The sequence below is a fragment of the Vibrio sp. SCSIO 43140 genome (genome assembly GCF_023716585.1).
Classification (GTDB): Bacteria; Pseudomonadota; Gammaproteobacteria; order Enterobacterales; family Vibrionaceae; genus Vibrio; species Vibrio maritimus_B.
The window spans coordinates 1,580,821-1,595,514 of record NZ_CP071851.1; the positions used below are offsets into that span (position 1 = coordinate 1,580,821).

The following is a 14,694-nucleotide window of genomic DNA, read 5'->3' on the forward strand; positions in this document are numbered from 1 at the left end:
TCTTGCTGAGTCACAGTGGTTTATTGCGCTTGATCGATCTCTGGCATCAAGCTGACTTCCATGCCTTCAATAAGGAATGGCACACCAACCGTTACAATGCGCTCGCCCATCTCTAGGCCAGAAAGAATTGTGATGCGATCACCAGACATGGTTGACACTTCAACGGGTTTCGGTGCAACAGTATTATCTTCTTGTACTACCCAGACTGTCGCATTATGAGCGTTGTCGCTAACTACAGCGGTTGCGGGAACCTGAATTGAACCTGAAGTCTCTTGCAACTTAGAGAAATCCGCCGTTACATAGCCCGTCATTCCTGGAAGAATGTTCTGGTCTGTTGGCGCTTCCATAGAAACCGTTACTTCAAACGTTTGAGTATCTGAATCTGCTTTTGAGGATACTTCAGTGACTGTTACCGGGTATGGCTTTTCACGAGCAACGTCGAAATAAGCAAAAACGGGAATCTCAACAGGATCTTCTGCCTGCTCATCACGAATCTGACGCACAAGTTTCTCAGGAACATTGAACTTCAGTTCAAGGGTATTTAGGTTCTGGAATGTAAATACCACCTGCTTCGCTTCAACGTTTTCGAAGTTTTGGATATCACGCTGAGCGACGAAACCGTCAAAGGGCGCTAAAAGTTTGGTGTAGCTAAGCTCAGTATTGGCTTTATCGTAAGCTGCTTTTGCTCGCGTTAAGTTTGCACGCAACTGCTCAAAGTCTTTCTGAGAGATGAAGTTATCTTTAATTAACTCTTGCGCTCGTTTGAAGTCAGCTTGAGTTCTTTGCAACGTTGCTCGAGTATCACGTACAGCAAGTTTGAAGTTTGTGTCGTCCAGTGTGGCGAGCACAGTCCCTTTCTTAACGTTATCCCCTTCTTTCACAGGAATACTGTTTACTTTTCCAGATACACGAAAAGCCATATCTGCACGATCCGAAGCGAGCACACGCGCTGGAAATTCGCGGATCATACTTTGGTTTTCTAAACCGATAACGACAGTTTTAACTGGCCTAATTACAGGCGCTTCGACTGTTTTTTCTGGCTCTGGGCTACAACCGGTCAAAGCAACGCCAATCGCTGCTGCCAGAGTAAGAGCACGTAAATGAGTTTTCATAACAACCACCCAATAAAAATTTATAAAAACCAACACAATATTTGGCTAACGAGATCGAATACACGCTATTTCACAAGTTACATTAAGCGTAGCAAAAAGCAACAAACGTTACACAAAAACATAACTTTATAAAACGCTTTAGCCACTATTTAAGCAATGTGGCACGTAGAAACTTCCTCTAAGACCACGAAACGCCGACGAGTTCACTATTTTTTGCGTTTTTTTACCTTTCATTGAAATGATGAATAAGTATCCCATACTGCTACATGAATTCCATATACATGAAACATTTTATGAACATCGTCATTATAAGGTGGATAGTTTCTTTAGGTGTAATACTGGTGCTTGCGATGTACCTTATTCTCACTTTTACGTCACCAAACACCCATACTTCATCAACAATAAAAGGTCAGAGTCGCTCTGTAAATCAAAGCGCTATGGCACTTGTTTCCCCCATTCCTCCTGTGCAGTTAACGCCTAATGAACTCGCTATTGCCAAGTTAGGTATGCAGCTATTTCTTGACCCTAACCTTTCCTCTAATGGACGCGTAAGCTGTGAGTCGTGCCATCACATTTTTACCAACGGTGCGGAAGATATTAAGGTCTCTAAAGGCGTGAAGGGCAATGGGGTAAGGAATTCTCCTACAGTATTTAACATCGCCCACAATTCACGTTTTTTCTGGGATGGTCGTGCATCAAGCCTGGAATCACAGATGGATGGTCCGGTACACAACCCGCTTGAAATGAATACCAACTGGCAAAAGATTAGCGACTATGTGTCGTCAGTATCGGACTACAAAGATAAGTTCGCGAAACACTTTGAAGGCAAGATCAACGAAGCAAATATAAAAGCGTCCCTCAAATCCTTTATGGTGGCGCTAGACACACCCGCTGCGCCATTCGACCTCTATTTAGATGGAAACAAAAGCGCATTGCCTGCAGCAGCGCAGAACGGCTGGAAAAAGTTCCAAGATCTCGGATGTGTCATTTGTCATCAAGGTACCAATGTAGGTGGTAACCTGTTTCAAAAATTTGGCAACGTAAACAGCACTGGCGAGCAAGAGAAAGACCTTGGTCGTTACAACGTCACTGGAATTGAGTCAGACAAAGGCGTATTTCGAGTTCCCAGCCTGAGAAACGTCGCCAATACCGCCCCCTATTTTCACGACGGCAGAGCTCAAACCTTAGAATCGGCCATAGTTACCATGGCTAGAGTGCAGCTCGGGCGTGACCTCGATGCGACAACGATCCTCGAGCTCACTGCGTTTCTCAATGCTCTTACCGCGCCGCCGCCTCCCATTCTTGAGGAGCTTCTACCATGACACATAGGATATTATCCAGAAGGCGCGTCGAGGCGCTCTACCAGCTTGCCATTGTACTATCCGCTATTTGGTTGATCATTAGTGTGGCCAACAGCCGAGTTAGTGATGCATACCAAAAATCTTACCTAGGCCTATCACACAACATTACTCGTTCTCTCGAAGACATATACTCTTTTGAGTATAACAGTCATAAAACCTATGACAGCTTCTCAAATGAACTGGTGGATATTGAGCTTAAAGCCAATCATCTCTATGACAACCTAACACTCAACCAAAAGAGTTACGTCGATTGGCTTAGCCCTATTCCCAATGAAGCCGTACTGTTCGGGCGACACATCAAAAATGAGATTCTTGGTTTTACTCAACGTCTAGAGAGGCTACTTAGTGCGAAAGTATCCTTTGAATACTCAACGAACACGCTTCAAGAGCTTAAAGGCGAACTTCTCTCCACGACGCTTTCTGAGCAAAACACGCTTCGCATCTACCAGTACTTTGATAACCGCATTGGACGCCAAGATCTGCCCTCTGATATCAAAACACATAACGTGGTTATGGCGATAGATAGCTATATCAAACTCAACAACCGCGTTGGTGGTGAAATAGACCAAGACAAGCAAGCACTGTTAAACAGTGAGATACACACTTTACTTAACGATGTGAATACGTATTGGTTAGACCGCTCTTCTAGCCAACAACGAAATGTCATTATCTCCGGCGTACTACTGTTTCTTTTTCTAGCGGGCTACATTTACTGGCGTCAATGGATACAACAGTACAGAGAAGCCAAACTCAATCGTGAACTGTTTACCAAAGAAAAAGAGCGCTCGCATCTGGCATTAGTAGTCGAGCACGCAAGTGACGCTATCATCATCACAGATAAATCAGGTCGTATCTCATGGGCCAATGCAGCATTCGAGCGTTTATCGGGATTTGAGCTGGATGAAGTCATGGGCCAAAAGCCGGGCAGTTTCCTTCAGGGAGAAGAAACATCGAAAGAGGAAGTTCAACGCATATCTGCAAGTCTAAGAGAGGGTAATGCGGTTCAATCAGAACTCATTAACTACCACAAAAACGGCACTCCTTATTGGATCGATATTGCAATCACCCCTATCAAAAACTTGAGTAATCAAGTTGAACAATTCATAGCGGTAGAGAGAGATAGCGGTGATAGAAAACGTCTTGAAAGTGACTTGAGACTTGCGGTCGAAAATGCGGATGCGTCGAACCGAGCTAAATCTACTTTTCTCGCTACGATGAGTCACGAGCTACGAACGCCATTAAATGGCATCCTTGGTATGGCTCAAATTCTCGAATCCTCAGTCACGCAAAAGCAGCACAAGCAGCAACTGCATATCTTACTTGAGTCAGGTAATCACCTGCTGTCACTGCTCAATGACATACTCGATATCTCTAAAATAGAAGAAGGGAAACTCGAACTTGAATCTATCGACTTCGCCGTAGAAGAGCTCTGCTCACCTATCGTCAGCACCTATTCCTCAATCTGTAGGGAAAAAGGCATCGAGTTTGAGCTTGATAATCAACTCGATAAGGGCAAAAGTTACCGAGGCGACAAATCTCGAATTCGACAAGTCATATTTAACCTGTTGGGCAACGCCGTCAAATTCACTGCCTCTGGTCATATTAGAGTAACACTTTCAGGTGAAACAAAAGCCGATAGTTCGGAACAACTTACCATATCTGTCGAAGATAGTGGTGTCGGTATTCCTGAAGAACGATTGAAAAGCATATTTGACCCATTTACTCAGGCAGAAGCATCAACGACAAGAAAGTTTGGTGGAACGGGTCTCGGTCTCGCAATCGTTAAAAAACTCGCGAACATAATGGGAGGTGATGCGACCGTAACAAGCACGATTGGCAAAGGAAGTACTTTTACCGTCTCATTCAAGCTAGAACACGCCGAGCCTGTTCAGGCAGAAGCAAAAGCAAATGTCTCACTTGATGACCAAGCGCTAGCGCAGTCCCTGAAGATTCTGTTGGTTGAAGACAATAAAGTTAACGCATTAGTCGCTAAGACATTTTGTAAAAAGCAGGGACATGATGTGGAGGTTGCCGAGAACGGCCAAATTGCCGTCGATAAAGTTAGGGAAAACTCATACGACCTCATCATTATGGACAATCATATGCCTGTTATGGATGGCATTGAAGCAACGCGAATTATTCGTGAAGAGCTCAATTCAGAAACGGTAATTTTTGGTTGTACTGCCGATGTCTTTAAAGAGGCGCATGATAACTTTGTTGCCGCAGGCGCTAATCATATTTTGACTAAACCACTGCAAAAAGAAAGTTTTATTGATGCACTTCAGCGCTATCGCCACCTTTTAGTGATGCCTCCTAAAACGGACGCTAACTCAAGTGTCGTTGAGCTTATTAGACATGATTTAACGCAGCCTGATCTGCCAACCGCAACAGAAGCCGAACTACGAATGGAATCGATTCAGGGTGGAAATCCAATCACTTATGAGCAAGTCGCCGAGTTTAAGCAAATTGGGGAAGAGCACTTAAATCGCGTCATTTCCAATTACTCAGCAAAAGATACAAAACGGCTTAATGAAACGCTTAAAATCATTTCGCAGCAGTGTCGCGCGATTGCTCTGCATCGCGTGGTCGACAAAATAGAACAACTTCAGACCACTTTAAAACTCGACAAGTTGCCTGCTTTGGAAGAAGTCCAATCTCTGATAAATCTCGTAGAAGTCAACATTCATGAAGCGACAAGAATATTAGACAAAAACGCACAGCAGACCGATAACGCTGCACCAAAGTCGTCTAATATATCTAAGTAGAGATGCACACTAGCGAAAGGACATGCACTTGACTATCAAAGCCGTTGTATTTGACTTGGACAACACCCTAGTATCATCAAATATCGATTTTGAACTGCTGAGGCGAGAGATCGATTGTCCAACAGGTAAGGACTTGCTTACCCATGTTGCTGAAACCAAGTGTGACAATCAACGCAAGATTAGAAACGGCGTCATTTTAGATCACGAGATCAATGATGCTAAGTCGAGTAACCTAATGAGCGGGGCGCAGGCATTGCTTGATTGGCTGCTAGCTCAAGATATGCGTTTTGGTATCATTACCCGAAACTGCCGTGAAGCCGCTGAAACCAAACTGAAAGAGCACGCCCTTATTGTCGAGACGCTCATCACAAGGGAAGATTTTCCAGCGAAGCCAGATCCTACAGCACTGTTTCATTTAATGGAGGAATGGAGCTTAGAGAAAGGAAACGTTTTGTACGTTGGAGACCATCAATACGATGTACTCACTGCACAAAACGCTGGGTGTTTAAGCTGTTATATATCCAACTCCTCAGAGCTATCAGCAAACTATGGCGCAGATTTGCATTATCCGTCTCTAACCGCGCTTCACAGCTACTTAAAGACTCAATAGGTAGTACTTTTGTTTAAATACATCGCCTTACTGGCAAGCTCTATCAACTCTTCATGGTCGACTGAATCAAGAGGCGTGCAACAGACAACACCGACACAATAACCAAGTGAGTAAACGGCACTCTGCTTTTCATTGAAAGTATCTACCCTTTCTTTGAATCGCGTGATCGGGAATTTAGAATCGTTACCTGTTGTCCCTGACATCACTACAACAAACTCATCTCCACCGACTCTAGCAATAACGTCCGAATCCCTGAAGTTGGATTTCAGCAACTTTGCGAACTGGCGTAACGCATCATCACCAACTGAATGACCAAACGTATCATTAATGCGTTTAAAGCTATCCAAGTCAAATAGAGCGATTGTGCAAGGTTCTGCGGCAAAACGACACTTTTGAATGACTTTGCTGGCAAGTGCATTATAGCCCCGTCGGTTTGAAATCTGTGTGAGTTCGTCTATGGTCGAGTTTAGATTCGCAACAAGCTCTGACTCCGCAAGCTTTGCCAAATCGATTAAGTCTTGAACTTGCTGGTCACTTAGGTGCCTTGGTTTATTGTCGATGATACATAACGTCCCTATCTTCACCCCGTTGTCTATCTTAAGCGGGACACCCGCATAGAAACGTATATTAGGTTCACCTATTACCAAAGGGTTGTCGCTAAACCTAACGTCAATAGATGCATCGGGAATAATAAAAGGTTCATCACCTAATATTGCATGTCCGCAAAAAGATTCACCTCGCCCCGTTTCTCGAGCGTTGAGGCCTACATTAGATTTAAACCATTGTTTGTCCTGCTCAACTATGCTCAAAAGTGCAATGTCTACATCGAACATTCGCTTTGCCAGTCGAGTGACTCTATCAAAACGCTCTTCAGGTTTTTCTAATATATTTAGTTGTTTAACGACTTTAAGGCGATAATCATCATCAAACGGGATTGGCGCTGGCTGCATGTGCTCTTTTTCCTTGGCATGATTCTCGGGGCGTCCCTATGAATAGCTCAGTCACGGAATTCAAACGGAACTACAGACTTAAAATTAGCCAAAATTATCCTGACTTGCCACAAAAGCATCATATTCTTATCGTAAATTCATATGAAATCACACTCTGTTGATAATTATATAATTCGCATTTCGCAAAATAATTGCGTAATGCATTTGCAAACTGGAATTAATGGGGCTTGATGTGTGTTTTGGAGCACAAAAAGAGGGAGAATAGACTTTGAAAAAGTTGGCATACATCATGCTTTGTAAACTACGACTTCTTTTTTGAAGTCACCTAGCCAACTGACGTTGTTAGTGAACCGATTTGTTCACACTGTTTTCGGCCGATTGACTTGTCAATCGGCCTTTTCTTTGCGTGTTGTTTAGTCTTGGCGTTTAAAACAGACTAGCGAGTTATTACCCTTGCTGACCAGGTTGAGATTCTTGCGCTTTCTCCATTTCTGCTAGCTTTTGCTCTAACTCACGAATACGAATTTCAGCCTCAAGCTCATCTGCACGCTTTTCAGCATCGCTGCGGTTATCCTGTTTAATACCGTCCGCTAGCGTTTCTGTGCGACCAGTTTCACGAGAATCTTCTAGATCTTTCATCGATCCGGCAACACCACCAGCAACACCACCAGCAACTGCACCTTTGACCGCTAGATCAGGTTCACCCGTTAGAACGCCCATCGTTGCGCCCAAGAGCGCGCCTCCAGCTGCGCCTCGATTACGTGCTGCGTTCTCGTTGTCCTTATCGAAAGCAGGTGACGAACAGCCAGCTAGCAAAGCAAGTGTCGTAACGGCAAATAATGATTTAAGAGAAGTTTTGGTAAAAGTCATAGCAGTAATCTCGCAGTGGTTGTTTCTATGCCGCAGAGAATACCGATTTGACGTGTTGCAAGGAATTCACTTGTCGTTATTAGGCTGATAAGCGGTAGTTATCAGCTTATACCGAACGAGAGTATTCATAAAAAAACCGAGTATTGCTACTCGCAACACTCGGCACTCGGTTAATCAGCTCTGTAATTTAGTTATGATCTATTCAGAAAGAGCTTCCAACAACATTTCCGTTGGCTTAACGATGGCAACAATGGTTTCGTCTATGATGATCGCCGACTCGTTAATCATCGCTTGATATGCATTCGCATCTGCTTTAGAGATGGCCTCTCCAGCTTGTGCTTTAGCCACTAGAGTTATACCTAACTCCGCGATTTTCTTCGTTGCATTCGTCACCGCAACAGTATCAACAGATGCAACATTCGCAGCGAAGATAGGTTCAGCAGTGGTCGCAGCGTTTAGAACTGTCTCGTAGTGACGTTCTAAAGCAGAGAGCGCTTGCTTATCACCTTTATCAAACTGCTCTACAAGATCTCGCATTTCATACACAGCATAGCTCTCAACCGGCAGTGCATCAGCGAAACGATTCAAGCGCTCATGTTGATTATAAAGATCACCGTGATTTTCCGTTTGAATCCACTTCTCCCAGTTGCGAGCGTAATACTGCGCAGGCTCAGTATAGCGAGCAAGTGTCAGTAATGGCGTTACATCGGCGCCATTCGCTAAACGCTGCATCATAACTCTAGAGTCAGCGTGATGGCGCATCCCCAGAGAGATCTCCGACCAACTGTCGATAGCGCGCATACGCTTATACATGCTTGCTTCGTCTGTCAGCTCTTCGGAAGACCAGAATCGCTCCGCGATGGCGTAGCTACGCGGCCAAATACGGTTTTCCATAGTTTGAGAGTTAATGTTTTCAGCCCAGACGGTGATTTCGCCACCAAGAATGAGCGACTGCTCGTCTTCCGTCAGCTCAGCTGGGTAACCACCGCTTGGCGCAGGTATAGTCGAACCTGGCTGCGCAGAAGAAGCCACGACTTCTCCCGTGGTTGGCCAACGCACGTTACCAATAAGCTGATAGCTCCCTTCTGCAAGCTTGTCACCAACAAGCTTCAGGTTAAACTCCGTATACGACATAAAGTTGTCAAAGTGCCCTTTGAAGCTCTCGCCTGGCGTGTACTCTAAGATTTCGACTTCAGTACGAGACTTACCGTTGTAGTCAGTAAACGCTCTAACACTGCCATCTTTAGCCTGAATGATGGTAAGCAAGCCTTTACGTGGACCGCCTTTAGTACGCGGTTTTTCCCACTGAAAGCTAACGAAACGCTCGCCTTCATGCAATGTATCATCGACCGTAATGCCATGTGGCATAGGATCGTTGCGATAGTGGTAACTCGTCGGCTGAGGTTGGTCTAGGTAATAGCCCGTAGAGAGAAGTCCTTGATAGCCTTCTTTCGCCGCACGACCAATACTGTCATGCCCACGCCAGCTTTGAATCACGATGGATTTTGGCAGATCTTTATGCCAGATCTCATCCCAGCCCGTCATCTTCTTGCCGCGATCTTCAAGCATCTTCTCTACTTTCGCATTCAAATAAGACTGTAAGCCGCGCTCGCCATCGAGATTATTTTCTTTGATAAACGCTTGGATCTCAGGGTTCTCTTGCCACTGCTTATAGTTTGGCTCGTCACCACCAATGTGGAAGTACTCATCTGGGAAGAGTTCAACCACTTCATCAAAGACACTACTCAGCATGGTGTAAAGCTCAGGATTTGTTGGGTCCATGAGCGGCTCAAATACACCCCATTCACGCTGCTGTGGGTAGCTTTGTTCCCCCACTCCTGACATTAGTTCAGGGTAAGCATGAGCAACTGCAGAAGCGTGACCAGGAAGTGAGATCTCAGGAACCACACGAATACCTAACTCACGAGCATAGTCAACAACATAGCGAATTTGATCTTTAGTGTAGTAATCACCATCCGTGGTTTTCTCCCAAAGCTTGGTGTAGTTGTCCAGTTGAATGCGGATGCCTTGGTCATCCCAGATATGCCAATGGAACACGTTCATTTTCGCTGATGCCATTGCATCTAATTGACGCAGGATCACTTCCATCTCAATGAAGTGACGAGAGGTATCATAAGAGACACCGCGCCAGCGGAAACGAGGTTCATCTTCAATATAAATTGCTGGTACCGAATAAGCGATAGCATCCGTTTTGACAAGTTGAAGAATGGTTTCGATACCACGGATCGCACCGTATGGACGGTTCGCTTTTAGAACTATCTGCCCATTCTGCGCATTCAAGGTGTATGACTCATCAGCATTGATATCCTGAACCGCGGCTTTAGGCGCATCATCGATGTCGATAACTAAGGTCGCGTCGCTCGCGCTTTCAGCCTGCCAATTCAGAGTCGGTAAACCCGTTTGACGCTCAAGGCGAGTGATAAAACGTTTTGCCGTCGCGTCAACGCGCTCTGAATTGTACCCTTTGATAAAAATACTAAAGTCTTTATCGATAACAACATTGCCCTGTTTCAATTCCACTGTTTGAGGATAAGGCATTAAGTTCAGATCGGTATTTGGTGCCATAGCCCATGCCGTTGATGTTAGTGTGCCTGCAATTAAAAGAGATACCAGTTTCTTGTTCATTACCACTTCCTTAGAAAACAAAATTCAGACCAATGCGGTAGCGCCACTCTGTCGCACCTTTATTCGGTTCGGGGATATATATGTTCTTATCTGCGTCCACTATTTCTGCGTATGGACGCATGAAGCTAGAGTACTTGTACATAAACTTCACGGTGTGCTCACGTGCTGTTTGTTCACCGTTCGCAAGTTCGCCAGGGTGATTAGTGATTTGATCGAAGTAAGTGTACGCGTATGAAAGAGTAAATTTATCGCTGCTGTAGCCTGTCCAAACGTCATAACGATTGCGTCGAATGGTCTCAAAATCGCCCGCCGCATTTTGAGCTTCTGCACTTGAGAAGTCATAACGGTAACGACCGTGAATAAAGAAGCCGCTATCAAAGTTATAGTTGAGCTTCAGATATGGCATGTAGAAGGTATTCGAGCTCAAGAAATTAAGCGTGATACCTGGGTTTAGCGTGAAGTTATCATTCACTGCGTAGGTATAGTAGTTGGTCACCTCTGTGTTTGATAAACGCAGATTGCTACCAAAGCTATCACCATAGGTACCATGGTTAATGTTAGTGAGCATCTCGATGCCATAACCGTTGTCAAAATGATGACCTAGAATCACTCGGCTACGATGCCTATCGGATGGGTCACGATATTCATGGCGTAAGTCCAAATACGTGGTGGACGCCACTGCTGAAGAAGAAATCAGGGCTAATAAAGGATAAATACAGTGTTTTTTCATTATGATTTGTCTTATTGGGGGAGAAAAAAACGGTAAAAAGTCAGGGTGTCCTTGCGCTACACCCTGACTAAAGAGTGATTACTCTGTAATTGGAGTTGAAGTCGTGGTGTCCTTGTTGGGCTCACCACCTTGCTCCATCTGTGCACGTTCTGCGTCTAAGATGGCTTGAGCTTCCTCTGGGGACACCATATTTCTTGGCGTGAACAAGCTCACTGCAACACCCGCTAGAGTCGCGACTGCAACAGATGGGATGACTGGGTTACCCCAGAATGCGGTTAGGCTTGGGCTTAGAATAACCATGAATGAAGCCGCTGATGCACCAACTAGCGTCGCAATCGCACCTTGCCATGTGTAGCGCTTCCAGAAGCGACCCAACATACCGCACACGAACATGCCTGACATCACCGTTGAGATCATCTTAGTGATGTAGCCGATAATGTCGTTTGACGTCAGTGCAAACAGTAGAGCAAAACCAATCACGACGATAAGCGCTAGCCTTGAGTAGTTCATCATCGATTCTTTATTTGGAACGCGACCTGTAAACATGACATACACGTCACGCAGTAAGATAGAAACACCGGCAATCGCATCAGAGCTCGCGCTCGACATAGTTGCCGACAAACCTGCAATCAGAACGATCATGCCAATACCAACTGGTAGTACCGTTGCTGCAATGTATGGGAACGCGAAATTAGCATTATCTAGATTAGGGTCAATCGCATGCGCCGCCATACCAATAACCGCAGGGATGATTGAGAAGAACAGGTACAATACACCAGACAACACAAATGAACGGCGGATGGTCGATACGTTCTTACCTGAGTAAATACGCTGACGGAATGAAGGCGTCGCCAACACACCTACACCAACCACAACGGCTAATGAGATAGCTGGAATCAGACCGAGTTTTTCAATCGCTAGAAAGCTGGTCGCTGCTGGGTCCATCGCAGCGTAAAGGTTATCAAGGCCACCGATGTGCTGCACCGATAGAACGGCCATCAAGATGAAGCCAACAAAAAGAATCACGGCTTGAATTGTGTCAGTCCACACCACGGCGGTGTAACCACCAATGACAACGTAAATCGTAAACGCGGCAGCAATAATGACTTTCGCAACATTGAGGTCAATATCTGCAATCCAAGCCAGATACATACCACCACCCAAGATGTGGGCGCCTAACCAACCGATAGAGGCAATAAAGATAAGAATACCGACCAGATTTTTCACCACGCGGTTTGCACCGACATAGTAGGATAACTCTTCACTCATGGTCATAAAATTGAGTCGACGAACAGGGGCAAACCAGAGTGCGAGTAGTAAAATACCAAGAGCGCCACCAATGCCATAAAGTGCACCAGCCCAACCGTTAGCGTAACCAAAACCTACTGCGCCCATACTTGAGCCAGTACCCACCATGGTCGCTACCGTGGTACCTAGTACCAAAAACAGTGGTAAGCCGCGCCCACCAAGTAGAAAATCTTCACCTGACTTTTGGTTGCGCGATACATACCAACCAAGCCAAATAAGAAAACACACATATATCCCGAATCCGGATAAGAATAGTGTACTGTTCATTGAACACCTCCAGAGAGATAAGCAACTTATATACTGCCTATCGTTTTACGTTATTTAATCTCGAAACGTAACTACACAATGTAATCACAATGTCATTATTATTTTTATTGATAAGGGCATCGCAAAATGCCCATTATTAAGTTGCGTGTAGATACGACTTTATATTTATCGACGATCTTCGCGATAGCAAGTCACGTCGACTTCTACTTTTACATCCACCACTAGGTCACAAACCATGCAGATTCGTGCTGGTGGATTTGCACCAAAGAACTCTTTGAATACTTTATTAAATGATTGGAAATAACGAGAATCTGTCAGTACCACTTTAACGTGCACAACATCTTCTAGACCGTAGCCCGCTTCTTCCATAATATCGACACAGTTCTGGATAGCCAGGCGTGATTGGTCAACAATACCGCCTTCCACAACTTCGCCATCTGTCATTGGTGTTTGGCCCGATACGTAAAGAAAGCCACCAGCCTCTGTTGCTCGAGCGAATGGTAAATGCTGTCCACCTGTACCAACACCACCTTCTACACCATAGCGTTTAATTGTCATTGTTTACTCCAGTTTTGTTACGTCTTATTTAAGTTCTACATTTCTTGAATATGTATAATTCAAGAGCAATTAATACCATCACGATATATAAATCGGCCAAATCTTTCGTTGGCGACTAATTTATTTTGATAGCTAATGTTTCCGTTAACTAATACACACTCTATTCCGTCTGCTACAGAAATAGGGGTTTCAAATGTCGCAGTATCACGAACATTATGTTTATTAAATAAAACCAGATCGGCGAATGCCCCTTCTTTGATTATTCCCCGATCGGATAGGTTATAGCGTTGCGCTGACATTCCCGTCATTTTATAAACCGCTTCCTCGAGTGGAAATAACTCGCGATCTCGACAGTAATGTTTCAATACTTTAGGGAAGGTGCCCCACAGTCTCGGGTGAGGATGTGGATCGTTCGGCAGTCCGTCAGATCCAACCATAGTAAGCCTGTGTTTAAGTACTCGCTCCACATCTTGCTCATCCATGCAGTGATATACTGCTCCCGCTGGTTGCAGAGCTTTAGCAGCGTCCATCAAAGGCATTTCCATTTGCTTGGCAATGTCAGCGAGAAGCTGACCTGCAAACTCAGGTTTAGATTCCGACCATGTAATAAAGATATCGAAGTCGTCAGTAACCTGTTTAAGGTCCAGAGTTGAAGAGCTTGCCGAATATGGGTAGCAATCGCATGAAACATCTTGATGCTCTGCCGTCTTTTCGAGCAGATCGAGCACCTCGACAGTTCTGCCCCAGTTACCCGCTCCAGCACATTTCAGATGCGAGATCACCACAGGAACACGAGCATGTTTGCCAGTTTCAAAGGCCTCTTCCATCGCATTCAAGATAGCCTCAAATTCAGTGCGCATGTGCGTGGTATAGATACCACCAAAATCAGCAAGTACCGCAGCCAAACGCATAACTTCACTCGCTGTCGCTTGTTTCGCACTGGCGTAAGCCAGACCAGAGCTCAAGCCTAACGCGCCCTCTGCCATCGCCTGACTCAGAGTGCTTCTCATTGATTGCAGCTCGTCCTCGGTTGCCTCACGAAGTAGCTCATCCATCACGTTATTGCGAAGTGTGGTATGCCCAATCAATGCCGCAACATTCACCGCCGGCTGCGCGGCTTCGACCGCTTTGGCATACTCTGCAAACGTTGGATACTTAAAATCTTCTTGTTTCCCCAGTAGGTTCATTGGATCAGGTGGTGCAACTTTAAGCGTCGCCGGCGAGGCACTGATCCCACAGTTACCGACGATAACTGTCGTCACCCCTTGACTAATTTTCGGCAAGCAATCTGGATAGCGAATAACGTTAGTGTCATCGTGCGTATGAACATCAATGAACCCTGGGCTTAATACCTGCCCTTGCCCATCAATCACCAAACCCGCTTTTGAGCCTGCTAGATCACCGATTTTCGCAATACGGTCTTGCTTAATTGCAAGGTCTGCATGGTAGGCAGGTCCATTGGTGCCATCGACGATTTCTACGTTTTTTATAATGATGTCGAACAACATGACCTTCTC

General features: G+C 45.1%; 11 protein-coding genes. 3 read left to right on the plus strand and 8 right to left on the minus strand.

The features are described from left to right. Positions 1-20: 20 nt before the first annotated feature. On the minus strand, positions 21-1,112 hold the full coding sequence (locus J4N45_RS25515) for an efflux RND transporter periplasmic adaptor subunit (protein WP_042469929.1): 1,092 nt from the start codon (positions 1,110-1,112) through the stop codon (positions 21-23). Positions 1,113-1,405: 293 nt separating this feature from the next. On the opposite strand from J4N45_RS25515, the gene J4N45_RS25520 reads away from it, so the two are divergent. The 3 genes from J4N45_RS25520 to J4N45_RS25530 are packed head-to-tail and all read left to right on the plus strand — an operon-like array spanning position 1,406 to position 5,848. Further along, a complete protein-coding gene (locus J4N45_RS25520; RefSeq protein ID WP_252015410.1) occupies positions 1,406-2,434 on the plus strand; it encodes a cytochrome-c peroxidase in 1,029 nt (342 codons plus the stop codon). After that, a complete protein-coding gene (locus J4N45_RS25525; RefSeq protein WP_252015412.1) occupies positions 2,431-5,238 on the plus strand; it encodes a PAS domain-containing hybrid sensor histidine kinase/response regulator in 2,808 nt (935 codons plus the stop codon). Before J4N45_RS25520 ends, J4N45_RS25525 begins: the two co-directional genes overlap by 4 nt. A gap of 28 nt (positions 5,239-5,266) precedes the next feature. Further along, on the plus strand, positions 5,267-5,848 hold the full coding sequence (locus J4N45_RS25530) for an HAD family hydrolase (protein WP_252015414.1): 582 nt from the start codon (positions 5,267-5,269) through the stop codon (positions 5,846-5,848). Here J4N45_RS25530 and J4N45_RS25535 read toward each other — a convergent pair. The 7 genes from J4N45_RS25535 to J4N45_RS25565 all read right to left on the minus strand — a co-directional run bounded on the left by J4N45_RS25535 (position 5,842) and on the right by J4N45_RS25565 (position 14,685). After that, complete coding sequence (locus J4N45_RS25535) at positions 5,842-6,798, minus strand: sensor domain-containing diguanylate cyclase (protein WP_252015415.1); 957 nt, start codon at positions 6,796-6,798, stop codon at positions 5,842-5,844. The genes J4N45_RS25530 and J4N45_RS25535 overlap by 7 nt on opposite strands. A 447-nt stretch (positions 6,799-7,245) precedes the next feature. Next, positions 7,246-7,668, minus strand: coding sequence for a YMGG-like glycine zipper-containing protein (locus J4N45_RS25540; RefSeq protein ID WP_042469920.1), 423 nt, complete (start codon positions 7,666-7,668; stop codon positions 7,246-7,248). A 198-nt stretch (positions 7,669-7,866) separates the two neighbouring features. Then, on the minus strand, positions 7,867-10,314 hold the full coding sequence (locus J4N45_RS25545; RefSeq protein ID WP_252015417.1) for a family 20 glycosylhydrolase: 2,448 nt from the start codon (positions 10,312-10,314) through the stop codon (positions 7,867-7,869). A gap of 10 nt (positions 10,315-10,324) precedes the next feature. After that, a complete protein-coding gene (locus J4N45_RS25550) occupies positions 10,325-11,044 on the minus strand; it encodes an oligogalacturonate-specific porin KdgM family protein (protein ID WP_252015419.1) in 720 nt (239 codons plus the stop codon). A 78-nt stretch (positions 11,045-11,122) separates the two neighbouring features. Continuing rightward, entirely contained in the window at positions 11,123-12,619 is a 1,497-nt protein-coding gene (locus tag J4N45_RS25555; RefSeq protein WP_503057194.1) for a sodium:solute symporter family protein, read from the minus strand. 165 nt (positions 12,620-12,784) lie between these two features. Then, positions 12,785-13,177, minus strand: a complete 393-nt coding sequence (locus tag J4N45_RS25560) for a RidA family protein (RefSeq protein WP_006069083.1) — start codon at positions 13,175-13,177, stop codon at positions 12,785-12,787. 59 nt (positions 13,178-13,236) lie between these two features. Next, on the minus strand, positions 13,237-14,685 hold the full coding sequence (locus tag J4N45_RS25565) for an N-acyl-D-amino-acid deacylase family protein (RefSeq protein ID WP_252015421.1): 1,449 nt from the start codon (positions 14,683-14,685) through the stop codon (positions 13,237-13,239). Between the last annotated feature and the right edge of the window lie 9 nt (positions 14,686-14,694).